The organism is Streptomyces sp. NPDC051822 (genome assembly GCF_044452745.1).
In the GTDB taxonomy this organism is placed as follows: Bacteria; Actinomycetota; Actinomycetes; order Streptomycetales; family Streptomycetaceae; genus Streptomyces.
The window spans coordinates 363863-388886 of sequence record NZ_JBITBZ010000001.1 but is presented as its reverse complement, the minus strand read 5'-3'; the positions used below and the strand labels follow the sequence as shown (position 1 = coordinate 388886).

Sequence of the window (25024 nt, the reverse complement as noted above, 5' to 3'; positions counted from 1 at the left end):
ACCGACATAATGTCGGTCGTGGCGACAGTAACGACAGTAGAAACAGGGCACGCGCACCCGTCGGTCAATCGACCGAACCTCACCAGCGTCGGAACCATCATCTGGTTGAGCTCCGAGCTGATGTTCTTCGCGGCCCTCTTCGCGATGTACTTCACCCTGCGATCGGTGACAGGTTCCGAATACTGGGAGGCTCAGGCAGAACACCTGGCCTTCCCGTTCTCGGCGACCAACACCACGATCCTGGTGCTCTCCTCCCTCACCTGTCAGCTCGGCGTGTTCGCCGCCGAGCGGGGCGACGTGAAGAAGCTCAGGACGTGGTTCATCATCACGTTCGTGATGGGTTCGATCTTCATCGGCGGCCAGGTCTTCGAGTACACCGAGCTGGTCAAGGACGCGGGCATGTCGCTCTCGTCCGGACCGTACGGCTCCGTGTTCTACCTGACCACCGGCTTCCACGGCCTGCACGTGACAGGCGGTCTCATCGCCTTCCTGCTGGTCCTCGGCCGGACGTACGCCGCCAAGAGGTTCACTCACGAGCAGGCAACCGCCGCCATCGTCGTGTCCTACTACTGGCACTTCGTCGATGTCGTCTGGATCGGCCTCTTCGCCACGATCTACATGATCAAGTAATCGGCGCCGCCGACACGGCGGACCGAGACATCCAGCAAGCATCGACGCAGAAGATCCTGACACCGGGGTAATCCGTGAAAAAGCTCTCCGCACGACGACGCCATCCGCTGGCGGCGGTCGTCGTCCTACTTCTCGCGCTGGCGGCCACTGGGGGGCTGTACGCCGCGTTCGCGCCCGCGGGCACGGCGAAGGCCGATGAAACCGCCCAGTCCCTCGCCATCGAGGAGGGGAAGAAGCTCTACTCCGTCGGCTGCGCCAGCTGCCACGGAACCGGCGGTCAGGGAACCACCGACGGCCCGTCCCTCGTCGGCGTAGGTTCGGCCTCGGTCGACTTCCAGGTCGGCACCGGCCGCATGCCGGCCCAGCAGCCGGGCGCCCAGGTCCCGAAGAAGAAGGTCATCTACTCGCAGGCTGAGATCGATCAGCTCGCGGCGTACGTCGCCTCTCTCGGGTCCGGCCCGATCACGCCGACCGAGGGTCAGTACGACACGGCCGGCGCCAACATCGGCCGCGGTGGCGAACTGTTCCGCAACAACTGTGCCCAGTGCCACAACTTCACCGGTGAGGGTGGCGCGCTGACCTACGGCAAGTACGCCCCGAGCCTCGAAGGCGTGAGCCCGAAGCACATGTACGAGGCCATGCAGACCGGCCCTCAGAACATGCCCTCCTTCCCGGACACGACCATGCCGGAGAAGGAGAAGAAGGACATCATCGCGTACGTCCAGGCCGTCAACAGCGACAAGGCCGACAACCCGGGCGGTCTCAAGCTCGGTGGTCTCGGTCCCGTCAGCGAGGGCCTGTTCGCCTGGATCTTCGGTCTGGGCGCGCTGATCGCAGTTGCCATCTGGGTCGCGGCCCACACCGCTAAGGCCAAGAAGTCATGAGTAGCCAAGAGATTCCAGAAGAGACCCTGCCGGCAGGGCAGGACACCGCGCACGGCGCGGTGAAGGTCGCCGACGACCCGTTCGCCGACCCGGGCCTTCCGCCCCACAAGCCCCGCATCCAGGACATCGACGAGCGGGCCGCCCGTCGGTCCGAGCGCGCGGTCGCCTTCATGTTCGTGCTGTCGATGCTGGCCACGGTCGGCTTCATCGCCTCGTACGTGATCTTCCCGGTCGACAAGATCGTGTACATCTGGCCCTTCGGCCGGGTGTCCGCGCTCAACTTCGCGCTGGGCTGGACCCTCGGGCTCGCCCTCTTCTTCATCGGCGCGGGCGCGGTCCACTGGGCCCGCACCCTGATGTCCGACGTGGAGGTCGCCGACGAGCGCCACCCGATCGAGGCGTCGCCGGAGACCAAGGCGAAGGTCATGTCGGACTTCGCGGCCGGTGCCGCCGAGTCGGGCATGGGCCGCCGCAAGCTCATCCGCAACACGATGTTCGGCGCGCTGTCGCTCGTACCGCTCTCCGGCCTCGTGCTGCTGCGTGACATGGGCCCGCTGCCCGAGAAGAAGCTCCGGACCACCATGTGGGCCAAGGGGCTTCAGCTCATCAACATGAACACGCACGAGCCGCTGCGTCCCGAGGACGTCGCCGTCGGTTCGCTGACCTTCGCGATGCCCGAGGGCCTCTCGGAGCACGACCACCACTTCCAGACCGAGATCGCCAAGGCCGCCCTGATGATCGTCCGGATCCAGCCGGAGGACATCAAGGACAAGCGCGAGCTCGAGTGGTCGCACGAGGGCATCGTCGCCTTCTCGAAGATCTGCACCCACGTGGGCTGCCCGATCTCCCTGTACGAGCAGCAGACGCACCACGTCCTCTGCCCGTGCCACCAGTCCACCTTCGACCTCTCCGACGGCGCCCGCGTCATCTTCGGCCCGGCCGGTCACGCCCTCCCGCAGCTGCGGATCGGCGTGAACGACAAGGGCTTCCTGGAGGCGCTCGGCGACTTCGACGAGCCCGTCGGTCCTGCCTTCTGGGAGCGCGGATGAGCACCGTGACCGATACCAAGAAAGCACCCGCCGGTGAGCGGGTCGCCGACTGGGCCGACGGCCGCCTGGGGATCTACTCCCTGGCCAAGGCCAACATGCGGAAGATCTTCCCGGACCACTGGTCCTTCATGCTGGGCGAGATCTGCCTCTACAGCTTCCTCATCATCATCCTGACGGGCGTCTATCTGACGATGTTCTTCCACCCGTCGATGAACGAGGTGGAGTACGTCGGACCGTACGTCCCGCTCCAGGGACAGCTGATGTCCGAGGCGTTCAACTCGACCATGCACATCTCGTTCGAGGTGCGCGGTGGTCTGCTGATCCGGCAGATCCACCACTGGGCGGCGCTGATCTTCCTCGCCGGCATGTTCGTGCACATGATGCGCGTGTTCTTCACGGGTGCGTTCCGCAAGCCCCGTGAGATCAACTGGCTGTTCGGCTTCCTGCTGTTCTTCCTGGGCATGTTCACCGGTTTCACCGGTTACTCGCTCCCGGACGACCTGCTCTCCGGCACCGGTGTCCGCTTCATGCAGGGCGCGATCCTGTCCGTGCCGGTCGTCGGCACGTACCTGTCGATGTTCCTGTTCGGCGGCGAGTTCCCCGGCGGCGACTTCGTGGCCCGGTTCTACTCGGCCCACGTGCTCCTGCTGCCCGGCATCATGCTCGGCCTCGTGGTGGCCCACCTCATCCTGGTGTTCTTCCACAAGCACACGCAGTTCGCCGGCCCCGGCCGCACGAACAACAACGTCGTCGGCATGCCGCTGCTGCCGGTCTACATGGCCAAGGCCGGAGGCTTCTTCTTCCTGGTCTTCGGTGTCATCGCGGTCATCTCGGCGATCGCCTCGATCAACCCGATCTGGGCGCTCGGCCCGTACCGTCCGGACCAGGTGTCCACCGGCGCCCAGCCCGACTGGTACATGGGCTTCGCCGAGGGTCTGATCCGTGTCATGCCGGGCTGGGAGATCAACCTGTGGGGCCACACGCTGGTCCTCGGCGTGATGATCCCGCTGGCGATCTTCCCGGCGGTCCTCGCGGCGATCGCGGTCTACCCGTTCATCGAGTCCTGGATCACCGGCGACAAGCGCGAGCACCACATCGCGCAGCGCCCGCGCAACGCTCCGACGCGCACCGCCTTCGGTGTCGCCTGGATCACCGCGTACATGATCATGCTCGTGGGTGGTGGAAACGACCTCTGGGCGACCCACTTCCACCTGTCGCTCAACTCGATCACCTGGTTCGTGCGGATCTTCTTCTTCGTCGGCCCGGTCATCGCGTTCATCGCCACCAAGCGGATCTGCCTCGGCCTCCAGCGCCGCGACAAGGACAAGGTGCTGCACGGCCGCGAGTCCGGCATCATCAAGCGCCTGCCGCACGGTGAGTTCGTCGAGGTCCACCAGCCGCTCAGCCAGGGCGAGCTGCACCGCCTCACGGCGCACGAGCAGTACGACGCGGCGGAGCTTCCGCCGGCCGTCGACGAGAACGGTGTGGAGCGGAAGATCGGGCGCATGGAGAAGCTCCGGGTCAAGCTCAACAAGGGCTACTACGGCGACGACAGCCAGGTCGCCAAGCCCACGGTCGAGGAGTACAAGGAGATCCAGAGCGGCCACGGCCACCACTGATCGAGCTGAACTCCTGACTTCCTGAAGTCGCCACGGCGAGAGCCCCGTCCATTCGATGGACGGGGCTCTTTGCCGTCCCCCGGGGTCGATAGGGTGGGACCGTATCCGTCACGTGACGATCCAGGAGCTGCCATGAGCGCTGTGACCCCCGCTGGAGGACCTACGTCGGCGGACCGCTCCTGGCCCGTCGTCCTGGAGGGTCTGCTGACCGGCCGCGACCAGAGCGCCGAGGACACCGCCTGGGCGATGGACAGGATCCTGCGCGGCGAGGCCACCGACGCCCAGATCGCCGGCTTCGCGGTCGCCCTGCGCGCCAAGGGCGAGACCGTCGAGGAGATCTCCGGGCTCGTCCGCACCATGTACGAGCACGCCAACACGATCGAGGTGCCCGGGCCCTCCGTCGACATCGTCGGCACCGGCGGCGACGGCGCCAAGACCGTCAACATCTCCACCATGTCCGCGATCGTCGTCGCCGGCACCGGTGCCAAGGTCGTCAAGCACGGCAACCGGGCCGCGTCCTCCGCGTCCGGCGCGTCCGACGTCCTGGAGAAGCTCGGCGTCAACCTGGAGCTGACCCCGCGGCGGGTCGCCGAGGTCGCGGAGGAAGCCGGCATCACCTTCTGCTTCGCGGTGAAGTTCCACCCGGCGCTGCGACACGTCGCCGCCGCCCGCAAGGAACTCGGCATCCGGACCACCTTCAACTTCCTCGGCCCGCTGACCAACCCGGCCCGTGTCCGGGCGCAGGCCACGGGTGTCGCCGACGCCCGGATGGCCCCGATCATGGCGGGGGTGCTCGCCGAGCGGGGCTCCTCCGCGCTGGTCTTCCGCGGCGACGACGGGCTCGACGAGCTGACCACCACCGCCACCTCCAAGGTGTGGGTGGTCCGTGACGGCTCGGTCCGTGAGGAGGCCTTCGACCCACGGGACGTCGGCATCGACCTCGTGCCGGTCGAGGCGCTGCGCGGCGCGGACGCCTCGTACAACGCGGACGTCGCCCGTCGGCTGCTCGCGGGGGAGACCGGTCCCGTAAGGGACGCGGTGCTGCTCAACTCGGCCGCCGCGCTGACCGCGCTCGCCCCGGGCGAGGGCACCCTGGCGGAGCAGATCCGGGCGGGCATGGAGAAGGCCGCGGAGGCGATCGACTCCGGCGAGGCCCGCAGGGCCCTGGAACGCTGGATCGCCGTCAGCAACGCGTGACTTCCGGACGAAGGGCCCCGCCACGGCGGGGCCCTTCGTCGCGTCCCGGAATCCGGACACGGGTTGCGCCCGGGCGATCACGTGGCATAGCTTCGGGTCAGGTCATGAGTGACAGCTACGAAGCCCCGGCTTGCTGTCCGGCAACCCTCCGTCCGTGGCGGGGTGCCCCGGGTGAAGACCAGGTCGTAGGCAGCGAGGTCTACGGCAAGCGCGGACCCCTGCACATGTCGAACGTGTGCGGCCCTGGGGTCCTGGTCCTCAAGGGAGCAGTCTCGTGAGCAAGCGAATGCGTTAGGGCTTCCGGCCCCTTTTCCCCTCCTCCGCACGAACACCGTGCGTCGAGGCAACACCCGTATGAGGCACCCCGCTTCGCGCTGCCCTGCGGGCCTTTCGCTGCCCTTTCCTGCCAGGGAGATACCGCCATGTCCGCGTACCCGAACGCCGCCGCCACCGCCGTCGCCCCCGAGTCCGCCGATCCCTGCTGCGCCGCCCCGCTGCCCGTGCTCGGCCGGGACGTCACCGTCCCGCTCGTCACCGGTGGCGAGGTGACCTACGCGGCGCTCGACTACGCGGCCAGCGCGCCGGCCCTCCAGCGGGTCTGGGACGACGTCGCCGCCTACGCCCCCTACTACGGCAGCGTCCACCGTGGCGCCGGCTACCTCTCCCAGCTCTCCACCGACCTCTTCGAGAACAGCCGCGCCACCGTCGCCGAGTTCCTCGACTGCCGCCCCGGCGACCAGGTCGTCTTCACCCGCTCCACCACCGACTCGCTCAACCTGCTCGCCGCCACGCTCCCCGCCGACTGCCGGGTCTTCGTCTTCGAGACCGAGCACCACGCCTCGCTGCTCCCCTGGCAGGACGCCCGGGTCACCTACCTCGACGCGCCCCGCACCCCCGAGCAGGCCGTCGCCACCCTGGAGCGCGCCCTCGCCGACCGCGAGCCGTACGGCCCCGCGCTGGTCTGCGTCACCGGAGCCTCCAACGTCACCGGCGAGCTGTGGCCGGTGAAGGAGCTGGCCGCCGCCGCGCACGCGCACGGCGCCCGGATCGTGCTCGACGCCGCCCAGCTCGCGCCCCACCACCCGGTCTCCGTCCAGGACCTCGACGTGGACTGGATCGCCTTCTCCGGGCACAAGCTGTACGCGCCCTTCGGCTCGGGCGTCCTCGCGGGCCGCGCCGACTGGCTCCAGGAGGCCGAGCCCTACCTCGCGGGCGGCGGCGCGTCGAAGAAGGTCGCCCGCCGCACCGACGGCGGGGTGGACGTCGAGTGGCACACCACAGCCGCCCGGCACGAGGCAGGCTCCCCGAACGTCATCGGCGTGTACTCCATCGCCTCCGCCTGCAAGGCGCTCACCGAGGCCGGCTTCGACACCCTCGTCGAGCGGGAGCGGCACCTGATCGCCAAGGTCCGCACGGGCCTCGCCGAGGTCCCCGAGGTCAAGGTGCTGTCGCTGTTCGGCGACGACGCCCCCCGGGTCGGCGTCATCTCCTTCGTGGTGGAGGGCTGGAACAGCTCCCACTTCGCCGCCGCGCTCTCCGCCGAGTACGGCATCGGCGTCCGCGACGGTCTCTTCTGCGCCCACCCGCTGGTCCGCACCCTGCTCGGCAGCGACCCGCAGACCCAGGGCGAGTGCGGCGCGCCCGAGGCGGCCCCGGGGGAGCGGTCCCTCAACGCCATCCGGGTCAGCTTCGGCGCCGGTACGCCGGACGAGCACGTCGAGCGGTTCGTCGGCGCCGTGAAGGAGCTGGTCCGGGACGGCGCGCAGTGGAAGTACCGCACCGAGGACGGCCGCTGCGTCCCCGACCGCGGCTGAGTGCTCACTCGTACGGGTGAAGGGGGCCTCCCGACCGGGAGGCCCCCTTCACCTTGACGCGTGTGCGGCCTCAGGACTCCAGACCGATGGCGAAGGCCGCCTCCAGGTCGTGCTGGGAGTAGGTGCGGAAGGCGACGTGGGTGTCCGTGGCCTCGACGCCCGGGATCTTGCTGATGCTGCCGGGGATCACGTCCGCCAGGTCGTCGTGGCGCGGCACCCGGACCATGGCGATCAGGTCGTACGTACCGGTCACCGAGAAGACCTCGCTGACGCTGTCGAGCGCGGCGATCGACTCGGCGATCTCGGGGATGCGGTCCACGCTGGTCTTGATGAGCACGATCGCGGTGATCACGGCTGGCTTTCTCCCTCGGTCGCCGCGGTTTGGGCCTTCACTCTATCCCCACCCCGGTAGCGCCCCCAGGCGTAGAGGAAGCCGACGGAGAAGCCCACCACATGGGCCAGATAGGCGACGCCGGGACCGGCGCCCGCTGCTTGCGCGGCCAGCCACTGCAGCACGAACCAGAAGATCAGCACGATCCAGGCGGGGAAGCGCAGCGGCAGGAAGAAGAGGAAGGGGAAGAGGCTGGTGACCCGGGCGCGCGGGAAGAGGAAGAGGAAGGCCCCGAGCACCGCGGAGATCGCCCCGGACGCCCCGACGAGGGTCTGCTCGCTGTGCGCGTGCGCCACCGCGTACCCGAGCAGGGCCAGGTAACCGGTGCCCAGGTAGAAGAGGGCGAACTCGACCGGACCCATGCGCTCCTCGGCCATCGCGCCGAAGACGTACAGGAACAGCATGTTGCCGAGCAGGTGGAGCCAGCTCCCGTGGACGAAGAGCGCGGTCAGCGGGGTGAGCAGGGCGCGTGGATCGCCGGCCATCAGCTCGGCGGGGACGACGCCCCAGCGGCGGAAGTACGCGCCCTGCGCCGCGAGGAGCTCGTCCCCGGTGCCGTACACCGGGTTGAGCCCGGAGACCGGACTGACCACGAAGAGGAGGCAGCACGCGGCGATCAGTCCGTACGTCACCGTGGGTCCGCCGCGGGTGCCCCGGCCGGACCCCGGTCCGGCGCGGACGGCGCGGACGGCGCCTCGCCAATCGATCATGGACAGATCATGGCGTACCAGGGCCGAACTGGACAGAGTGCCTCGCCGTGCCCCCGGCCACCCGTGAGGCCGTAGGGTTACGGGCAGTACACCGCAGTTCGACGGCGCACCGCGGCTCCCGCACCTGGTACACGCAACAGGAAGAAGGACGGCACGATGACGACGGTTCCCCTGCCGACCGCCGAGACCCGCTGGCGCTGCACGCTCTGCGGCAACCTGACCCGCTTCGACGTGACCCGCTCCTCCAAGGTCGTGGAGTACGTCCATCTGGACCTCGCGGGAGACCCGACTGTCGAGGAGCGGCAGGTGGTCAGTGAGACCATCGAGTCGGTCCGCTGCCGCTGGTGCAACGCGGTGGACCAGATCGAACTGGTGGACAGGCCGGGCGCCGCTTCCTGAGGGACGGCGCGGACGACATAGGGGTGACGGATCGTGGAGCAGCCCGCGCACGGTGAAGAGCCGGCCGGCGCGGCAGGTGACGCTGCCGAGGCGCTCGACCACCCACTGCCGGAAGGCGTACGGCGGCGGGTCGTCGCGCTGGTCGCGGACGCCTTCGGCGGGCTGACCGTCGCCGAGCTGCCCGCGCCCCTGAGGCAGTACGCCCGGTTCACCGCCAGCCGACGGGCCAAGTTCGCCGGCAACGCGATGGCCGCTGCCCTCGACAGCGACCCGCTGTTCCGGCAGCGGATCGGCGAGCGGCTCAAGCAGGGCCAGCCCGAACTCGCCGGAGCCGTCGAGACCGGCACCCCGCCCGCCGCCGCCGACCCGGTCGACGTGGCGGCGGCCGCCTATGTGCTGCGCCCGCCCGGCTGGGTCAAGCTCGTGGCCGCCGCGGGCGAGGAGGCGCTGCGCGTCGACGCCGAGCGGGCCGACGAGGCCGGCCGGCGCGAACTGGAGCGGCTGCGCGAGGAGCTCGCCGCCGCGCGGGACCGCTCCCGGGACGAGACCGAGCAGCTGCGGCGCGACCTGGAGACGGCCCGGAAGGAAGCGGAATCGCTTCACCGCAAGCTGCGCAGCGCCCAGAGCGACGTGAAGCGCGGCGAGGCCGCGCTGCGCCGTTTCCAGGGCGAGATGGAGACCGCGCGGGCGGAGGCGGCGGCCCAGGTGTCCTCGGCCGAGAGCGAGAGCCGGCGGCTCAAGGCCCGGCTCGGCGAGGTCGAGGCCGCCCTGGAGGCGAGCCGCAGGACGGCCCGTGAGGGGCGTTCGGTGGAGGACATGCGGCTGCGGCTGCTGCTCGACACCGTCCTCGACGCGGCCCAGGGGCTGCGCCGTGAACTGGCGCTGCCGCCCGTCTCGATGCATCCCGCGGACACGGTGGACGCGGTGGAGCCGGGGCGGATGTCCCCGAAGGACATCGCGGCGCGGGCGCTCTCCGAGACCGATCCGGCCCTGCTCGACCAGCTCCTCGCGCTGCCGCAGGCCCATCTGGTCGTCGACGGCTACAACGTCACCAAGACCGGCTACCCGACGATGCCGCTGGAGAAGCAGCGGCTGCGGCTGCTCGGCTCCCTGTCGGCCCTCGCGGCCCGCTCGGGCGCCGAGGTCACCTGTGTCTTCGACGGGGCGGAGCTGGCGGCGCCGGTGCTGCTCGCGCCGCCGCGCGGGGTGCGGGTGCTGTTCTCCAAGCCCGGCGTCACGGCGGACGAGTTGATCCGGCAGCTGGTGCGGGCGGAGCCGCCCGGCCGGCCGGTCGTGGTGGTCTCCACCGACCGAGAGGTGGCCGACGGGGTGGCCAAGGCGGGTGCGCGGCCGGTGGCGTCCGCCTTGTTGCTGAAGCGGCTTTCGCGGCTCTCGTGACGCATCGCAACTCCTGGGCGGTATGCCCGAATTCTGGACGGCGCACCGTCAATTGCTCATCACTGCCCGTGTGATGCGTGGAAATAAAGTGGTGCCCGAGCGATATTTTTGCCAGTGGGATTTGAACTGATCACAACTTGGTCACTAGGGTCGGCCTTCGAACCTTCGCGCGGTTGATCACCCATCCGGGGTGACGGCGGAGGAACCGCCTGCCCCTGACCGGTTGGGCGGCTCGAGGAAGAAGGAGCTCGCCTTCGTGGCGTCCCACCGTCGACCCAAGCAGCCGAGCCGCATGCGCGTGACCGTGCTCACCGCGACCGCGGCCGCCGCCGTCGCCCTCACCGCCCAGGGCGGTGCCCAGGCGGCCCCCGCCAAGCCCAAGATCGACGAGGTCAAGTCGAAGGTAGACGCACTGCACCACGAGGCCGAGGAGGCCACGGAGCAGTACAACCTCGCCGAGGAGCGCCGCGGCAAGCTGCAGCAGGAGATCGGTCAGCTCCAGGACAAGGTGGCCCGCGGTCAGCAGGAGCTCAACACCCTGCGCGACCAGATCGGTTCCGTCGCCAGCGCCCAGTACCGCTCCGGCGGCATCGACCCGGCGCTCCAGCTCTTCCTCTCCGCCGACCCGGACACCTACCTCGAGAAGGCGTCCGCGATCGACCAGTTGAGCGCCCAGCAGGCCGACGTGCTCACCTCGATCCAGGCCAAGCAGCGCACCCTCGCGCAGCAGCGGACCGAGGCCACCACGAAGCTGGCCGACCTCGAGGACGTCCGCAAGACGCTCGGCGAGAAGAAGAAGAAGTTCCAGACCAAGCTGGCCGAGGCGCAGAAGCTCCTCAACACCCTCACCGCGGCCGAGAAGGCCAGGCTGGCGGAGGAGGAGCGGGCGAAGGAGCAGCGTGCCAGCCGCGACGCCGGCGAGCGGATGAACCTCGGCAACGAGGTCCCCGCCAACGGCTACGGCGCCGCTGCGCTCGCCGCCGCCGCCACCCAGATCGGCGACCCGTACGTCTCCGGTGCCGAGGGCCCCAACGCGTACGACTGCTCCGGTCTGACCCAGTGGGCGTACGGCCAGGCCAACGTCCAGCTCACCCGCACCACCTACACGCAGCAGAACGACGGCGTGAAGATCGGCCGCAGCCAGCTCAAGCCGGGCGACCTCGTCTTCTTCAACAGCCTGTCGCACGTGGGTCTGTACGCGGGCAACAACACGATCCTGCACGCCCCCAAGCCGGGCGCCAGCGTCCGCTACGAGTCCATGGACTACATGGGCACGTTCCAGTTCGGCGTCCGGATCGGCGGCTGACCCACGACCCGCTGCGGCACACCGCCCGAACGGGTGGTTCGCCGCGACGCGTACTGACCCGACGCCCCGCCGGTGACCTGTGTTCTCCGGCGGGGCGTCACTTTGTGTGCCCATCGGCTTCGTTGGACGCGGACTGATCAGCGGCTACTGTCTGCCGCGCCAGTCTGCGTCGAGCCGAACGGAGCGCGATTCGTGGCGTCCCACCGCCGACCCGCCAGGGTCACCGTCCTCACCGCCGCCGCGGCCACCGCGGCGGCGTCCCTCGGGGCAGTCCCCGCGAGCGCCGACCCCGGGGCCGGACCCGCGGCCACCCGCGCCACGGTCGACCGGCTCTTCGAGGAGGCCGAACAGGCCACCGAGGGCTACAACCGGGCGGACGAGAAGGCGGACGCCCTGCGCCGGACCGTCGCCCAGGCACGGGACGGCCTCGCCCGCGGCCAGGAGCGCATCAACCGCATGCGGGGCGTGATCGGCCTGGTCGCCGGGGCCCAGTACCGCTCCGGCGGCATCGACCCCGCCCTTGCCCTGCTGCTCTCCTCCGACCCGGACAGCTACCTCGAGCGCGCCACCGCCCTCGACCGGATGACCGCCCGCCAGAGCGCCACGCTCGCCGAACTCCAGCGGGAGCAGCGCCGGCTGGACCAGAGGCGCTCGGAGGCCCGCACGGCCCTGACCGAGCTGGAGCGCAGCCGCGCCGAGGTCGCCCGACACAAGCGCACCGTCGAGCGCAAGCTCGCCGAGGCCCGCCGGGTGCTCGCGAGCCTCACCGCCGAGGAGCGCGCCGACTTCGACCGGGCCTCCCGCACCGCCGGACGCGACGGGGGACCCGCCGATGAGCTGCCGCCCATGGCCGACCTGCCCGCGGGCTCCTCACGGGCGTCCGCCGCGGTGATCGCGGCCCGCAGCATGATCGGCAAGCCGTACGTGTGGGGGGCGACCGGCCCCTCCGGCTTCGACTGCTCGGGCCTGATGGTCTGGTCGTACCGCCAGGCCGGGATCAGCCTGCCGCGCACCTCCTCGGCGCAGCGGTACGCGGGCCGTCAGGTGCCGCTGTCGCAGGCGCAGCCCGGGGACATCGTCACGTACCGCGGCGACGCGAGCCACGTCGGGATCTACGCGGGCAACGGGCAGGTCATCCACGCCCCCTACCCGGGCGCGCGGGTCCGCTACGACCCGGTGAACATGATGTCGCACGTGACGGTGACCAGGGTCTGACCTCCGTTCCCCGGGCCGCGGCCCCTCGGCGCCCCGTACGATCGGGGGCGTGGCAGGTCAGGGGAGTGGAGCGGCGCGCGGCGCCGCCGCGTGTCTGCTCGCCGCCCTGCTCGCCCTCGCCGGATGCGGCGCTCCCGAGCCGGCCGGCCCGGCGCCCGGGGTGATCCAGAGCCTGCTCGACCGGCACGCGCGGGCGCTGCTCGACCGTGACGAGGCGGGCTATCTCGCGGCCCTCGACCCCGCGCTCGTACCGGCCGCGCGCACCGAGTTCGGGCGGCTCTCGAAGATCCCGCTCGGCGGCCTGAGCTACCGGGTCACCGACGTCGACAGGACCGGTGAGGGCAGGGCCACCGCCGAGGCCGAGCTGGGATACCGGATCAAGGGCTACGACTCGGGGCCCGCCACCACCGAGCGGGTCCTGGACCTCGCCGAGCGTGACGGGCGCTGGTACGTCACCGGAGACCGTGCCGCCGACGGCGCCCCGCAGCAACTGTGGCAGCAGGGCGACGTCCAGGTGGTGACCGGACGGCGCGGCCTCGTCCTCGGCGTGGGCCAGAGCGCGGAGCGGCTGCGGGAGATCGCGGCGGCGGTGGACCGGGCGGTGCCCGCCGTGGAGGACGCCTGGCGCGGCGCATGGGCGGGCCGGGTCGTGGTCCTCGTGCCGGCGTCGGTCGAGGCGATGGGACGGCTCCTCGGCGGACCCGCCGCCTCCTACCGGGGCATCGCGGCCGTCACGACCGGCGAGGTGGGCGGCGGCCCGTCGGCCCCCGCGGACCGGGTGATCGTGAACCCGGACGCGTACGCGCTCCTCGGCTCCTTCGGCCGGCAGCTGGTGCTCACCCACGAGACCACCCATGTCGCGACCCGGGCCCGGACCACGAAGGCCACCCCGGTCTGGCTCTCCGAGGGCTTCGCCGACTGGGTCGCCTACCGGGGCACCGGCCGGACCGCCGCCCAGGCCGCGCCCGAGCTGCGCCGCGCGGTCCGCGCGGGCGAGCTTCCCGCCCGGCTCCCCGAGGATCCCGACTTCGCCTTCGGCGGGGACGCGGAGGCCCTGGGACGGGCGTACGAGGGCGGCTGGCTGGCCTGCGAGCTGATCGCGGAGCGCTGGGGCGAGGCGAAGCTGACGGACTTCTACCGGGCCGTGGGCGCGCACCCGGGCCGTGAGGGCGCGGTGGAGAAGGCGCTCCAGGAGGTGCTGGACACCACCCCGGAGGACTTCACCGCCGACTGGCGGGCCTATCTGGGGGAGCGGCTCCGGTAGATGCCGGTCCGGTAGGTGCCGCTCCGGTACGCCCGGGCCCCGGCGCGTACCGGCAGGGACCGCGTGCGTACCCGGCCCGGAACCTCAGTGCGTGCCGGAGAGGACCTTCTCGCGCTCCGGGCTGGCCGCCTGCGAGGGCACCACCGCGAGCGCCGCGAGGCGCGGCTCCGTCACCGTCTGGCGCCACAGGATCCGGCAGGCGATGAGCGTGGCGGCGACGAGGAGACCGTTCCGGCTGAACAGCACCGCCATGCCCAGCGGATCGCTCCGCGTCACGTGCGAGAACCACACGGGGAACTCGAACTGCGTGATCGCCGTCGCCCACAGGACCAGGTGCACCGGCCGCTCCATCCGGCTCGACCGGTACGCCATGCACACCGCGGCGAGACCGACCAGCCACAGCATGTACTGCGGGGAGAGCACCCGGCTCGTCGTCGTGAACAGCAGCACCGCCACGAAGGCCGCGTCCGCCACCGTCGAGGAGGTGAAGCGGCGGGCCCGGAACCGCCAGAGCACCAGCCAGCCGAAGGCGGCGAAGGTGAGCCCCATGGCGGCCGTCGACACCGTGGACACGTACGGGCCGAGGAACTCGATCGAGCCGTAGTTCATCCGCGCCTCGCCGTCCCAGCCGAAGTGCCGGGCCACGTGGAAGACCATCGAGCCCAGCGACTCGACCTCCGTGCCCCGGTCGCGCTGGAAGGAGAGGAAGGCCAGCGCCCCCGGCATCCACAGCACGCAGAACAGCAGGACGGCCGCGGCCGCGCCCACCGCCGCCGGCCAGGAGCGGAGGGTCGCCCGCCCCTTCGGAGTGCCCGCGAGCACCAGCACCGGCCACACCTTCAGGACCGCGCCGAACCCGGCGAGGGCGCCCAGGACGCGCGGGCTGCGGCCCGCCGCGAGCAGCGCCGCCACCGCGACGGCGGTCACCATCACGTCGTACCGGGCATAGGCGGTCGGGCCGAGCAGGGCGATGCCCGCGATCCACATCCAGGCGCCGCGCGAGGAGCGGCCGGCCCGGCGGCCCGTGTACAGCAGCAGCCCCAGGACGAGCGCGTCACAGAGAAAGGCGAGGACGAAGAAGGCGGCCGAGTAGCCGAGGAAGGGCAGCAGACCGGGGGCGAGGACCGCGAACGCGGCGGCCGGCGGGTACTGCCAGGTCACGTCGTCCAGCGGATACGTGCCGGTCCGCAGGACCTCGTACCAGCCCTGGTAGATGGACTCGATGTCGAACGTGATGTCCGGTCCCGGGATCACCACGACCTTGAAGACGAGCAGCAGCAGGACGATCCGGGTCAGAGCCCAGAGTCCGAGCGGCAGCCGCAGTTCCGCGAGTGACCGTGACCACTTTCCCACTGCGCCCGTCATCACTGGCTCGTCCTTGTCCTGTCGGCCCGCTGCCGCGGGGAGTGGTGGTGCTGGGCGGTGGATGCGCGCGCGGTACTGTCGGCCACGATGCACAAGACCCTGATCGTAACCAACGACTTCCCGCCGCGTCCCGGCGGAATCCAGGCCTTCCTGCACAACATGGCACTCCGCCTGGATCCCGAACAGATCGTGGTCTACGCCTCCACCTGGAAGCGCAGCCGCGAGGGAATCGAGGCGACGGCCGCGTTCGACGCCGAACAGCCTTTCACGGTCGTGCGGGATCGCACCACCATGCTGCTGCCGACTCCTCGGGTCACCTCACGGGCCACCGCGCTCCTCCGTGAGCACGGCTGCGAGTCCGTGTGGTTCGGCGCCGCCGCACCCCTCGGCCTGATGGCCCCCGCGCTGCGCCGCGCGGGCGCCCGGCGGCTCGTCGCCACCACCCACGGCCATGAGGCGGGCTGGGCCCAACTTCCCGCCTCCCGGCAGCTGTTGAGGCGGATCGGCGAGGGTACGGACACCATCACCTACCTCGGTGAGTACACCCGATCCCGGATCGCCGCGGCCCTCACACCCGCCGCCGCGGGCCGGATGACACAGCTCCCGCCCGGCGTCGACGAGAAGACCTTCCACCCCGACTCGGGCGGCGCGGAGGTCCGCGCCCGCCTCGGGCTCACCGACCGCCCCGTCGTCGTCTGCGTCTCCCGGCTGGTCCCGCGCAAGGGCCAGGACACCCTGATCCGGGCGATGCCGCGGATCCTGCGCCGGGTCCCGGACGCGGTCCTCCTGATCGTCGGCGGCGGCCCGTACGAGAAGGATCTGCGCCGCCTCGCCGCCGAGACCGGAGTGGCCGGATCTGTTCGCTTCACCGGCGCCGTCCCCTGGTCCGAGCTGCCCGCCCACTACGGTGCCGGAGACGTCTTCGCCATGCCCTGCCGCACCCGGCGCGGCGGCCTCGACGTCGAAGGTCTCGGCATCGTCTACCTGGAGGCCTCCGCCACCGGCCTCCCGGTCGTCGCGGGCGACTCCGGCGGTGCCCCCGACGCCGTCCTCGACGGCGAGACCGGCTGGGTCGTCCGCGGCGAGTCCGCCGAGGACACCGCGGACCGCGTCACCACCCTCCTCCTCGACCCCGAGCTGCGCGCCCGCATGGGCGAGCGGGGCCGTGCCTGGGTGGAGGAGAAGTGGCGCTGGGACCTGCTGGCGGAGCGGCTCAAGGAGCTGCTGTAGGCCCGCGCAGGCCACGTGCACGGACAGGAACGGCCCGGAGGCCCGGAGCGATGTCGCTCCGGGCCTCCGGCTGTACGTGCGCCCTTCGGATCAGGCGCTGTAGATCGCCTCGATCTCGTCCGCGAAGTCCTTCGCCACCACGTTCCGCTTCAGCTTCAGGGACGGGGTGATGTGGCCCGCCTCCTCGGTGAACTGGGCCGGAAGGATACGGAACTTGCGGACCGACTCCGCCTTTGAGACGGCCGCGTTGCCGTCGTCGATCGCCCGCTGGACCTCCGCCACGAGCTCCGCGTCGTCGCGCAGCGACGCCGCCGTCGAACCCGTCGGCTTGCCGTGCTCGGCGGCCCAGCGGCCGAGGAACTCCTCGTCGATCGTGACCAGCGCGCCCACGAACGGGCGCCCGTCGCCGACCACCATGCACTCCGCGACGAGCGCGTGCGCCCGGATCCGGTCCTCGATGACCGCCGGGGCGACGTTCTTGCCGCCCGCCGTCACCAGGATCTCCTTCTTCCGGCCGGTGATCGCCAGGTAGCCGTCCTCGTCGAGGGTGCCGATGTCCCCCGTGTGGAACCAGCCGTCCGCGAGGGCCTCGGCCGTCGCCGTCTCGTTGTTCCAGTACCGCGAGAAGATGTGCTCGCCGTGCAGCAGCACCTCGCCGTCGTCGGCGATCCGCACCACCGAACCCGGCAGCGGCTGACCGACCGTGCCGATCTTCTGCCGGTCCCAGGGGTTGAACGCCGTCGCCGCGCACGACTCCGTCAGGCCGTAGCCCTCCAGGACCGTGAAGCCGATGCCGCGGAAGAAGTGGCCGAGCCGCTCGCCGAGCGGCGCGCCGCCCGAGATCGCGTACTCGCCGCGCCCGCCGAGCACCGCCCGCAGCTTGCTGAAGACCAGCTTGTCGAAGACCTTGTGCTTCAGCTTCAGGCCGAAGGACGGACCGCGCGGGGTGCTCAGCGCCCGGCTGTACGCGATGGCCGTGTGCGCGGCCTTGTCGAAGATCTTGCCCTTGCCGTCGGCCTGCGCCTTCGCCCGGGCCGAGTTGTAGACCTTCTCGAAGACCCGCGGCACGCCCAGGATCAGCGTCGGCCGGAACGAGGCCAGCTCGTCCGTCAGGTTCTTGATGTCCGGGACGCAGCCGAGACGGATCGGCGCCATCACGGACGCGACCTCGACGAGCCGCCCGAAGACGTGCGCGGCGGGCAGGAACAGCAGCACCGAGCACTCGCCGGTACGGAAGAGGGGCTTCAGCCGCTCCACCACGTTGCCGCACTCGGCGAAGAAGGCCCGGTGGGTCAGGACACAGCCCTTGGGGCGGCCCGTCGTGCCCGAGGTGTAGACGATCGTCGCCGGGTCGTCCGCGTTCGCCGCCGACATGCGCGCGTCCAGCAGCTCGTCGGAGACGTCCGCGCCGGTGGCGGTGAGCCGCGCGACCGCGTCGTCCTCGATCTGCCACACGCCCTTGAGCTGCGGAAGGTTCGCCCTGACGGACTCCACCGACTCCTGGTGGGCCGCGCTCTCGACCAGTACGAGGGTCGCGCCCGAGTCGCCGAGGATCCACTGGACCTGCTCCGGCGAGCTCGTCTCGTACACCGGTACGGTCACACCGCCCGCGCTCCAGATCGCGAAGTCGAGGAGCACCCACTCGTACCGCGTGCGTGACAGCAGCGCGACCCGGTCGCCCGGCTCGACACCGGCGGCGATCAGGCCCTTGGCGGCCCCCCGGACCTCCGCGAGGAACTCCGTGGCCGTCACGTCGGTCCAGGCGCCGTCGACCTTGCGGCCCATCACGGCGACATCTGGGTGCTGGGAGGCGTTGCGGCGGATGAGATCCGTCAGATTGCCGTCCGCGGGGACCTCGTACAGGGCCGGAAGGCTGAACTCGCGCAAGACTGCTGCTCCTCATCGGGCGCCGGCGCCACGGCTCTGTGTGATGCACCGGTGAAGTCCAAGAACTGGCGGGCGCTCAGTGGGGGTGAGCACGACTGGACTGCCCGGACGTTACCCATCAGTACGTGGTTCCCGATAGGGGGTCCCGGTCAGATGTTCGGTGCGTCACACATGTATGGCGGTGCTCTGCGCAGAGTAATCCACAGGTTTCCCGACTCGGAAGTAACCGCAGGTCGCACCCCCTAAAGTAGGCCCATGCGAGTCCATGTGGTCAGTGACGTGCACGGGAACGCCGACGACCTCGCCAAGGCGGGGAACGGCGCCGACGCCCTCATATGCCTGGGTGACCTGGTCCTCTTCCTCGACTACGCCGACCACAGCCGCGGGATCTTCCCCGACCTCTTCGGCGTCGAGAACGCCGACCTGCTCGTGGAACTGCGCACCGCCCGCCGCTTCGACGAGGCCCGTGACCTGGGCCGCCGGCTCTGGGCCGAGCTCGACGTCGACCGCGAGACCGCGATCGAGGCCGCGGTCCGCCGCCAGTACGCCGAACTCTTCGCCGCCTTCCCCACCCCCACGTACGCCACCTACGGCAACGTCGACATCCCCCGGTTCTGGCCCGACTTCGCCCGGCCCGGGACGACCGTCCTCGACGGAGAGCGGATCGAGCTCGGCGGCCTCGTCTTCGGCTTCGTCGGCGGCGGCCTGCGCACCCCGATGCGCACCCCGTACGAGATCTCCGACGAGGAGTACGCGGCGAAGGTCGAGGCCCTCGGCGACGTCGACGTCCTCTGCTCCCACATCCCGCCGGACGTGCCGGAGCTCACGTACGACACCGTCGCCCGCCGCTTCGAGCGCGGCAGCCGCGCCCTGCTCGACGCCGTCCGCCGCACCCGGCCCCGCTACGCCCTCTTCGGCCACGTCCACCAGCCGCTCGCCCGGCGGATGCGGATCGGCGCGACCGAGTGCGTCAACGTCGGCCACTTCGCCTCGACGGGCACGCCCTACGCCCTGGAGTGGTGACGGGCCCCGCGCCGCAGCGCGATAGCCTTCCGGTCGGCACGTCTGTGCCCCTTCGACTCCCGCCGGACCGCACAGTGGAGGAGCCACCACGATGGCCGAACACACCAGCTCGAGCATCACCATCGAGGCGGCGCCGGCCGACGTCATGGGCGTGATCGCCGACTTCGCCCGCTACCCCGAGTGGACGGGCGAGGTGAAGGAGGCCGAGGTCCTGGAGACGGACGCCTCCGGCCGCGCGGAGAAGGTCCGGCTGCTCCTCGACGCCGGTGCGATCAAGGACGACCACACCCTCGCCTACACCTGGACCGGTGCCGACGAGGTCAGCTGGACCCTGGTCAAGTCCCAGATGCTCCGCTCCCTCGACGGCTCCTACCGACTCGCCCCGCTCGGCGGCGACCGCACCGAGGTCACCTACCAGCTGACCGTCGACGTCAAGATCCCCATGCTCGGCATGATCAAGCGCAAGGCGGAGAAGGTCATCATCGACCGCGCCCTCGCCGGCCTGAAGAAGCGCGTCGAGTCCAGCCGGTAGCCCCTCCCGGCCGGTGAGCGGCCCGGGGCCGGTAACGTTCCGCGGCATGCGGATCATCCTTGTCACCGGCCTCGGCGGCGCCGGACGCACCACCGTCGCCGCCGCCACCGCCCTCGCCGAGGCGCGGGCCGGTCGCCGCGTCCTGCTCGTCTCCGAGGACGCCGACCCGCTCCTGGGCGGTGAAGGACTCCGCGTCCTGCGCCCCGCACCGGCCGCCGACTTCCGCCGCGAGTTCCTGGCCCTCCAGGCCCGCTCCGCCACGGCCCTCGACCTGCTCGGCGCCACGCCCTTCGAGGACGCCGAACTCACCGAACTCCCCGGCAGCCGCCAGTTCGCCCTGCTGCGCTCCCTGCGCGACGCCGCCGACGGCGACCACGAGCTCGCCGTCGTCGACCTGCCGCCGCTCCCCGAGGCCCTCGCCGTCCTCGCCCTGCCCGAGCAGCTCCGCCGCTACCTGCGCCGCCTCCTGCCCCCCGAACGGCAGGCCGCCCGCGCCCTGCGCCCGATGCTCGCCCAGCTCGCCGGCGTCCCGATGCCCGCCCAGTGGCTGTACGAGACCACCGCCCGCTGGGAGGCCGAGCTCGCCGCCGTGCAGGCCGTCGTCGACGCCCCCACCACCAGCGTCCGCCTCGTCCTCGAACCGGGCCCCGCCGCCGGCCGCGCCCTGCGCACCGCCCGGCTCGGCCTCGCCCTCCAAGGGCTGGCCCTCGACGCCGTCGTCGCCAACCGGCTGCTGCCCGCCGACTCCGAGGACCCCTGGCTCGCAGGGCTCACCGCCCAGCAGCACCGGCACCTGGCGCAGCTCCGTACCGTCACCGGCACCGCCGCCGGGTGTCTCCTCGACGAGCTGCCCCACCTCGGCCGGGACCCGCGCGGGCCCGAGGACCTCGCGCTGCTCGCCCCCGCCCGCCCCGCCGCCCAGGACCCCGTCCCCGCCCCGGAGTGGCCCGTGGAGGACCGGCGCGAGGAGGACGGCGTCCTCGTCTGGCACATCCCCCTGCCCGGGGCCGTCAAGGAAGAGCTGTCCCTCGTCCGTCGGGGTGACGAACTGCTCCTCACCGTCGGCGCCTTCCGCCGCAACGTGCCCCTGCCGGGCGCCCTGCGGCGCTGCGCCGTCACCGGAGCCGGGCTCGTCGAAGGAGACCTCCGGGTGCGCTTCACCCCGGACCCCGGCCTCTGGCCCCGTACCCCCTGAGCGGGCGTGTACCTTCGAAGTACCAGCCAGTGAGGAGTACGCCATGAGCGATTCGGACGCCTGGGCCAAGGCGTGCGCCGAGGACCTGGAGGCGGAGAAGGCCCGCCGCAGGGCAGAGCGCGGAGACGGACCCGGCTCGCCCGCGGAGGAGTTCCGCAAGCTCTTCGACGCCGTCGCCGGCAAGGTCGCCGGCGGCCTCGGGAACCCGCTGCTCGCCGGCCAGGCCGCGCAGACCGTACAGCAGATCGTCAGCCAGGCGAAGGCCGCCGTCGAGCCCGTCATCGAGCGCAACCCGCAGGTCTTCGACCACCTCGCCGCCGCCGGAAACGAACTGCTCGCCGCCTACCGCTCCGCCGTCGAGGGCCACGAGCGGCGCTGGACCCGCGAGGGCACGGTCCCGGCGGACGACCCGCGCGACCCGCGCCGCGAGACGGACGGGCCGGGCGAGGACGGCCGCAAGGACGACGAAGGGCCGGGAACCGGTCAGCACATCGACCTCGACTGACCGGGACGCCCGTCCCCCTCGGGTACGGTGGGCCCTAGCGGGGCTCGACCGAAAACTGAGGGACACATGGGACTCACCATCGGCGTCGACATCGGCGGCACGAAGATCGCGGCCGGCGTGGTCGACGAGGAGGGCAACATCCTCGACACGCACAAGGTGCCCACCCCGCCGACCCCCGAAGGCATCGTCGACGCGATCAGCGCCGCCGTGTCCGAAGCCGGCAAGGGCCACTCGATCGAGGCCGTCGGCATCGGCGCCGCCGGCTACGTCGACGACAAGCGTGCCACCGTCCTCTTCGCGCCGAACATCGACTGGCGGCACGAGCCGCTCAAGGACAAGGTCGAGCAGCGCGTCGGCCTGCCCGTCGTCGTCGAGAACGACGCCAACGCGGCCGCCTGGGGCGAGTACAGGTTCGGCGCCGGCCAGGGCCACGAGGACGTCATCTGCATCACCCTCGGCACCGGTCTCGGCGGCGGCATCATCATCGGCAACAAGCTGCGCCGCGGACGCTTCGGCGTGGCCGCCGAGTTCGGCCACATCCGGGTCGTCCCCGACGGACTTCTGTGCGGCTGCGGCAGCCAGGGCTGCTGGGAGCAGTACGCCTCCGGGCGCGCCCTCGTCCGGTACGCCAGGCAGCGCGCCAACGCCACCCCCGAGCGCGCGGAGGTCCTGCTCGCCCTCGGCGACGGCACCCCCGAGGGCATCGAGGGCAAGCACGTCAGCCAGGCCGCCCGCGCGGGCGACCCGGTGGCCATCGACTCCTTCCGGGAGCTGGCCCGCTGGGCGGGCGCCGGTCTCGCCGACCTGGCCTCGCTCTTCGACCCCTCGGCGTTCATCGTCGGCGGCGGCGTCTCGGACGAGGGCGACCTCGTCCTCGACCCGATCCGCAAGTCCTTCCGGCGCTGGCTGATCGGCGGACAGTGGCGTCCGCACGCCCAGGTCCTCGCCGCCCAGCTGGGCAACAAGGCCGGCCTGGTCGGCGCCGCGGACCTGGCCCGCCAGGGCTGAGGGCCTGCTTCACACCATCCGCCCGTCGCGTCCGCGAGGACACGGCGGGCGGTTGTCGTACGTTACGTGGCATGGCGATCAGTGAGCTGCCCAACTCCCGGACCGAGGCGGACGGTTCGGCCGTCCTCAGGGTCCTCAGCTACAACGTGCGCTCGATGCGCGACGACGAGGACGCCCTCGCCCGGGTGATCAGGGCCTGCGCGCCCGACCTCGTCTTCGTCCAGGAGGCCCCGCGCTTCTTCCGCTGGCGCAAGCACGCTGCCCGGCTCGCGGCCAAGAGCGAGCTCGTCATCCTCAGCGGCGGCGCCACCGCCGCGGGACCGATGCTGCTCTGCTCCCTGCGGGCCACCGTGGAACGCACCGAGGACGTGCTGCTGCCGCTCACCCCCGGCCTCCACCGGCGCGGGCTTGCGACGGCCGTCGTCCGCTTCGCCGGGGCCCGGGTCGGACTCGTCAGCTGCCACCTGAGCCTGCGGAAGGAGGAGAGGTACGCCCAGGCCGGAATGGTCCTCGACCAGGTCGCCGCCCTGGGGACCCCGTACGCCCTCGTCGCGGGAGACCTCAACGAACGGCCCGACGGCCCCGCCTTCCGCCGGCTGACGAAGGAACTCCAGGACGGCTGGGAGGTCAGCCCCTGGGGCGGCGCGAACACCTCGACCCCCGCCGACCCGCACCAGCGGATCGACGCGATCATGGCCACCTCGGGCGTCGAGTTCCTCGGCTGCGGGGTGCCCACCGACCTCGACCCGGCGGATCTGCGGGCCGCCACCGACCACCTTCCGGTGCTCGCGGCGGTCCGCGTCCCCGCGTCGTAGGAGAAGGGCGGCTTACACGACCGCGCCGCGGCCCGGGTCGTCGAATCCGTCGTCATCGTCGTCGTGCTTCATGCGCCCCACCAGGGTGGCGAAGCCGCCCAGGAAGCCGCCGACACACAGCGTGGTCAGCCACCACGTCATGTCCCACCGGAGCAGGACCGCGAGCAGCATCAGCACCGGGCCGCCGACCACGGCGAGCCAGGCGAACTTGGTCGTCGTGTCCGCCTCCGGCAGCGGCGGCGGCTCCGGCGGGACGAAGTGGCCCTCCTCGGAGCCACCGGGCGAGTCCTCCGGTTCGGCGGGCGAGTAGTCCCGGGGGCCGGTGGGCCGGACCCCGGGCGCGAAGACGACGGAGCTGCCGAGCGCGGGGCGCGCGGGACCGTCGTCCTCCTCCGGACCCTCGTCGGCGGCCTCCGATTCCCCGGAGGCCTCCGGCGTGGTCCCGGCGGTGTCGGGCTTGGGCTTCGGCTTCCAGGGCGTGCCCTCGCCGACCGTCGGCCGCGGCTTCACGGGCCGGACCTCACCGGCGCCGCCTTCGTCGTTCGAGTCTTCCGGTTCCGGCAGCGACAGGTTCTCGATGGTCCGGAACGGCTTCGCCTCCGGCGGATCCACGGGCTCGTCGCCGTACCCGGCGACGATCGCGGCCCAGGCCGCCTCCTCGTCGATGGGCTGCGGCTCCCGTTCGCCGCCGTCCTGCTGTTCAGCCACCGCTCCTGCTCCCCTTTCCGTCGACCAGACCCGGAGCGAGACGCTCGACGAAGGCCAGGCTCTCGTCGAAGATCCGCTCCGCGTCAAGGTCCAACGTCGCCACGTGGTAGCTCTGTTCCAGGAGGATCTCCCGGACATCCGTCGAGGAGATGCGGGAGAGGATCCGGGCCGAGTCGGCCGGCGGCACGACATGGTCCTGCGGGCTGTGCAGCAGCACCACCGGCTGAGTCACCTGAGGGAGCTCCGCGTCCACGGTCCGGAAGAACCGGCGCAGGGAGTACGCGGCGTGCAGCGGCACCCGGTCGTAGCCGACCTCCTTCACGCCCTCCTTGGCGATGTCGCTGGCGATGCCCGGGTTCGACGGGATCAGATGGCGGACGATCGGCAGCGCGTGCGCGGCCAGGCCGTGCACCTTGTTGGCCGGGTTGACCAGGACGATTCCGCGCACGGCGTCCCCGTGCTGGGCGGCGAGCCGCAGGGTCAGCGCCCCGCCCATCGACAGGCCGAACACGAAGACGGTCTCGCACCGCTCCAGGAGCTCGCGCAGCGCTCGGTCCACCTCCGCGTACCAGTCGTGCCAGGTGGTGAGCTGCATGTCCTGCCAGCGGGTGCCGTGGCCGGGCAGCAGGGGCAGGGACACCGTCAGGCCGCGCTCGGCGAGGTACTCCGCCCACGGGCGCAGTGACTGCGGGGAACCGGTGAATCCGTGACAGAGAAGAACGCCGACCTCTCCGCCCTCGTGGCGGTACGGCTCGGCTCCGGGAAGGACCGGCACCGGGGTCTCCTGTTCGGTTGCGACTTCGGCGTCTTCAGGTGCGCCGGAGCGACGGAAAATGGGGAAGGACCTTCACGGTACGCGACCGGACCGACACCGACCAGG

The 25024-nt window shown here is 71.5% G+C and carries 24 protein-coding genes and 1 riboswitch; of the genes, 18 read left to right on the top strand and 6 right to left on the bottom strand.

The features are described from left to right. Positions 1-9: 9 nt before the first annotated feature. The 6 genes from ACIA8N_RS01770 to ACIA8N_RS01745 all read left to right on the top strand — a co-directional run bounded on the left by ACIA8N_RS01770 (position 10) and on the right by ACIA8N_RS01745 (position 7193). The gene (locus ACIA8N_RS01770) at positions 10-630 is read left to right on the top strand and encodes a heme-copper oxidase subunit III (protein WP_030219706.1); all 621 of its coding nucleotides are present in this window, start codon (positions 10-12) and stop codon (positions 628-630) included. A gap of 74 nt (positions 631-704) precedes the next feature. Next, positions 705-1514 carry a c-type cytochrome gene (locus ACIA8N_RS01765; protein WP_030547456.1) on the top strand — a complete coding sequence of 270 codons (810 nt, stop codon included), beginning with the start codon at positions 705-707 and terminating at the stop codon, positions 1512-1514. After that, positions 1511-2563 carry a Rieske 2Fe-2S domain-containing protein gene (locus ACIA8N_RS01760; RefSeq protein WP_365777073.1) on the top strand — a complete coding sequence of 351 codons (1053 nt, stop codon included), beginning with the start codon at positions 1511-1513 and terminating at the stop codon, positions 2561-2563. The genes ACIA8N_RS01765 and ACIA8N_RS01760 overlap by 4 nt, the downstream gene beginning before the upstream one ends. Then, positions 2560-4182, top strand: coding sequence for a cytochrome bc complex cytochrome b subunit (locus ACIA8N_RS01755; protein ID WP_365777071.1), 1623 nt, complete (start codon positions 2560-2562; stop codon positions 4180-4182). Before ACIA8N_RS01760 ends, ACIA8N_RS01755 begins: the two co-directional genes overlap by 4 nt. Before the next feature lie 132 nt (positions 4183-4314). Continuing rightward, on the top strand, positions 4315-5379 hold the full coding sequence (gene trpD, locus ACIA8N_RS01750; RefSeq protein ID WP_365777069.1) for an anthranilate phosphoribosyltransferase: 1065 nt from the start codon (positions 4315-4317) through the stop codon (positions 5377-5379). A gap of 100 nt (positions 5380-5479) precedes the next feature. Next, positions 5480-5596: riboswitch (SAM riboswitch) on the top strand. Between the two features lie 205 nt (positions 5597-5801). Then, on the top strand, positions 5802-7193 hold the full coding sequence (locus tag ACIA8N_RS01745) for an aminotransferase class V-fold PLP-dependent enzyme (protein ID WP_365777067.1): 1392 nt from the start codon (positions 5802-5804) through the stop codon (positions 7191-7193). Between the two features lie 70 nt (positions 7194-7263). On the opposite strand, the gene ACIA8N_RS01740 is transcribed toward ACIA8N_RS01745, so the two are convergent. Beyond that, complete coding sequence (locus ACIA8N_RS01740; protein ID WP_030205672.1) at positions 7264-7545, bottom strand: Lrp/AsnC family transcriptional regulator; 282 nt, start codon at positions 7543-7545, stop codon at positions 7264-7266. Further along, on the bottom strand, positions 7542-8294 hold the full coding sequence (locus ACIA8N_RS01735) for a rhomboid family intramembrane serine protease (RefSeq protein WP_365777064.1): 753 nt from the start codon (positions 8292-8294) through the stop codon (positions 7542-7544). The genes ACIA8N_RS01740 and ACIA8N_RS01735 overlap by 4 nt, the downstream gene beginning before the upstream one ends. A gap of 156 nt (positions 8295-8450) precedes the next feature. Here ACIA8N_RS01735 and ACIA8N_RS01730 point away from each other — a divergent pair, with 156 nt between their 5' ends. The 5 genes from ACIA8N_RS01730 (at position 8451) to ACIA8N_RS01710 (ending at position 13876) form a co-directional block, all read left to right on the top strand. Further along, positions 8451-8693 (top strand): hypothetical protein, encoded by a 243-nt coding sequence (locus ACIA8N_RS01730; protein ID WP_017238847.1) that lies wholly within the window; start codon positions 8451-8453, stop codon positions 8691-8693. 33 nt (positions 8694-8726) lie between these two features. Continuing rightward, on the top strand, positions 8727-10091 hold the full coding sequence (locus ACIA8N_RS01725; protein WP_365777062.1) for an NYN domain-containing protein: 1365 nt from the start codon (positions 8727-8729) through the stop codon (positions 10089-10091). Positions 10092-10347: 256 nt separating this feature from the next. Then, entirely contained in the window at positions 10348-11397 is a 1050-nt protein-coding gene (locus ACIA8N_RS01720) for an NlpC/P60 family protein (RefSeq protein ID WP_365777060.1), read from the top strand. Between the two features lie 192 nt (positions 11398-11589). Further along, positions 11590-12612 (top strand): NlpC/P60 family protein, encoded by a 1023-nt coding sequence (locus tag ACIA8N_RS01715; protein ID WP_365777058.1) that lies wholly within the window; start codon positions 11590-11592, stop codon positions 12610-12612. Between the two features lie 49 nt (positions 12613-12661). Next, positions 12662-13876, top strand: coding sequence for a hypothetical protein (locus ACIA8N_RS01710; RefSeq protein WP_365777056.1), 1215 nt, complete (start codon positions 12662-12664; stop codon positions 13874-13876). Positions 13877-13960: 84 nt separating this feature from the next. Here ACIA8N_RS01710 and ACIA8N_RS01705 read toward each other — a convergent pair whose 3' ends face one another. After that, positions 13961-15241, bottom strand: coding sequence for a glycosyltransferase family 87 protein (locus ACIA8N_RS01705; RefSeq protein ID WP_365777054.1), 1281 nt, complete (start codon positions 15239-15241; stop codon positions 13961-13963). 87 nt (positions 15242-15328) lie between these two features. Here ACIA8N_RS01705 and ACIA8N_RS01700 point away from each other — a divergent pair, with 87 nt between their 5' ends. Further along, a complete protein-coding gene (locus tag ACIA8N_RS01700) occupies positions 15329-16471 on the top strand; it encodes a glycosyltransferase family 4 protein (protein WP_365777052.1) in 1143 nt (380 codons plus the stop codon). A gap of 90 nt (positions 16472-16561) precedes the next feature. Here ACIA8N_RS01700 and ACIA8N_RS01695 read toward each other — a convergent pair whose 3' ends face one another. Further along, positions 16562-18358 (bottom strand): AMP-dependent synthetase/ligase, encoded by a 1797-nt coding sequence (locus tag ACIA8N_RS01695; protein ID WP_365777049.1) that lies wholly within the window; start codon positions 18356-18358, stop codon positions 16562-16564. A 255-nt stretch (positions 18359-18613) separates the two neighbouring features. Here ACIA8N_RS01695 and ACIA8N_RS01690 point away from each other — a divergent pair, with 255 nt between their 5' ends. From ACIA8N_RS01690 to ACIA8N_RS01665, 6 genes are all read left to right on the top strand, one after another. Next, complete coding sequence (locus tag ACIA8N_RS01690; protein ID WP_365777047.1) at positions 18614-19381, top strand: metallophosphoesterase; 768 nt, start codon at positions 18614-18616, stop codon at positions 19379-19381. A gap of 91 nt (positions 19382-19472) precedes the next feature. Beyond that, positions 19473-19913, top strand: a complete 441-nt coding sequence (locus ACIA8N_RS01685) for an SRPBCC family protein (RefSeq protein WP_365777044.1) — start codon at positions 19473-19475, stop codon at positions 19911-19913. 46 nt (positions 19914-19959) lie between these two features. Beyond that, the gene (locus tag ACIA8N_RS01680) at positions 19960-21108 is read left to right on the top strand and encodes an ArsA-related P-loop ATPase (protein ID WP_365777042.1); all 1149 of its coding nucleotides are present in this window, start codon (positions 19960-19962) and stop codon (positions 21106-21108) included. Between the two features lie 43 nt (positions 21109-21151). Further along, positions 21152-21613, top strand: coding sequence for a DUF5304 domain-containing protein (locus ACIA8N_RS01675; protein WP_365777040.1), 462 nt, complete (start codon positions 21152-21154; stop codon positions 21611-21613). A 66-nt stretch (positions 21614-21679) separates the two neighbouring features. Further along, the gene (locus ACIA8N_RS01670; protein ID WP_030219647.1) at positions 21680-22621 is read left to right on the top strand and encodes an ROK family glucokinase; all 942 of its coding nucleotides are present in this window, start codon (positions 21680-21682) and stop codon (positions 22619-22621) included. A 71-nt stretch (positions 22622-22692) separates the two neighbouring features. Next, positions 22693-23436 (top strand): endonuclease/exonuclease/phosphatase family protein, encoded by a 744-nt coding sequence (locus tag ACIA8N_RS01665; RefSeq protein ID WP_365777037.1) that lies wholly within the window; start codon positions 22693-22695, stop codon positions 23434-23436. A gap of 12 nt (positions 23437-23448) precedes the next feature. Here ACIA8N_RS01665 and ACIA8N_RS01660 read toward each other — a convergent pair whose 3' ends face one another. Further along, on the bottom strand, positions 23449-24144 hold the full coding sequence (locus ACIA8N_RS01660) for a hypothetical protein (protein ID WP_365777035.1): 696 nt from the start codon (positions 24142-24144) through the stop codon (positions 23449-23451). Continuing rightward, positions 24137-24919, bottom strand: a complete 783-nt coding sequence (locus ACIA8N_RS01655; RefSeq protein ID WP_365777033.1) for an alpha/beta fold hydrolase — start codon at positions 24917-24919, stop codon at positions 24137-24139. The genes ACIA8N_RS01660 and ACIA8N_RS01655 overlap by 8 nt, the downstream gene beginning before the upstream one ends. Positions 24920-25024 lie beyond the last annotated feature (105 nt).

Coding starts and splice junctions, on each gene's coding strand:
- ACIA8N_RS01665 (WP_365777037.1), top strand. CDS start 22,693: ATGGCGATCAGTGAGCTGCCCAACTCCCGGACCGAGGCGGACGGTTCG.
- ACIA8N_RS01745 (WP_365777067.1), top strand. CDS start 5,802: ATGTCCGCGTACCCGAACGCCGCCGCCACCGCCGTCGCCCCCGAGTCC.
- ACIA8N_RS01700 (WP_365777052.1), top strand. CDS start 15,329: ATGCACAAGACCCTGATCGTAACCAACGACTTCCCGCCGCGTCCCGGC.
- ACIA8N_RS01755 (WP_365777071.1), top strand. CDS start 2,560: ATGAGCACCGTGACCGATACCAAGAAAGCACCCGCCGGTGAGCGGGTC.
- ACIA8N_RS01705 (WP_365777054.1), bottom strand. CDS start 15,241: ATGACGGGCGCAGTGGGAAAGTGGTCACGGTCACTCGCGGAACTGCGG.
- ACIA8N_RS01760 (WP_365777073.1), top strand. CDS start 1,511: ATGAGTAGCCAAGAGATTCCAGAAGAGACCCTGCCGGCAGGGCAGGAC.
- ACIA8N_RS01680 (WP_365777042.1), top strand. CDS start 19,960: ATGCGGATCATCCTTGTCACCGGCCTCGGCGGCGCCGGACGCACCACC.
- ACIA8N_RS01685 (WP_365777044.1), top strand. CDS start 19,473: ATGGCCGAACACACCAGCTCGAGCATCACCATCGAGGCGGCGCCGGCC.
- ACIA8N_RS01690 (WP_365777047.1), top strand. CDS start 18,614: ATGCGAGTCCATGTGGTCAGTGACGTGCACGGGAACGCCGACGACCTC.
- ACIA8N_RS01730 (WP_017238847.1), top strand. CDS start 8,451: ATGACGACGGTTCCCCTGCCGACCGCCGAGACCCGCTGGCGCTGCACG.
- trpD (WP_365777069.1), top strand. CDS start 4,315: ATGAGCGCTGTGACCCCCGCTGGAGGACCTACGTCGGCGGACCGCTCC.
- ACIA8N_RS01735 (WP_365777064.1), bottom strand. CDS start 8,294: ATGATCGATTGGCGAGGCGCCGTCCGCGCCGTCCGCGCCGGACCGGGG.
- ACIA8N_RS01675 (WP_365777040.1), top strand. CDS start 21,152: ATGAGCGATTCGGACGCCTGGGCCAAGGCGTGCGCCGAGGACCTGGAG.
- ACIA8N_RS01670 (WP_030219647.1), top strand. CDS start 21,680: ATGGGACTCACCATCGGCGTCGACATCGGCGGCACGAAGATCGCGGCC.
- ACIA8N_RS01770 (WP_030219706.1), top strand. CDS start 10: ATGTCGGTCGTGGCGACAGTAACGACAGTAGAAACAGGGCACGCGCAC.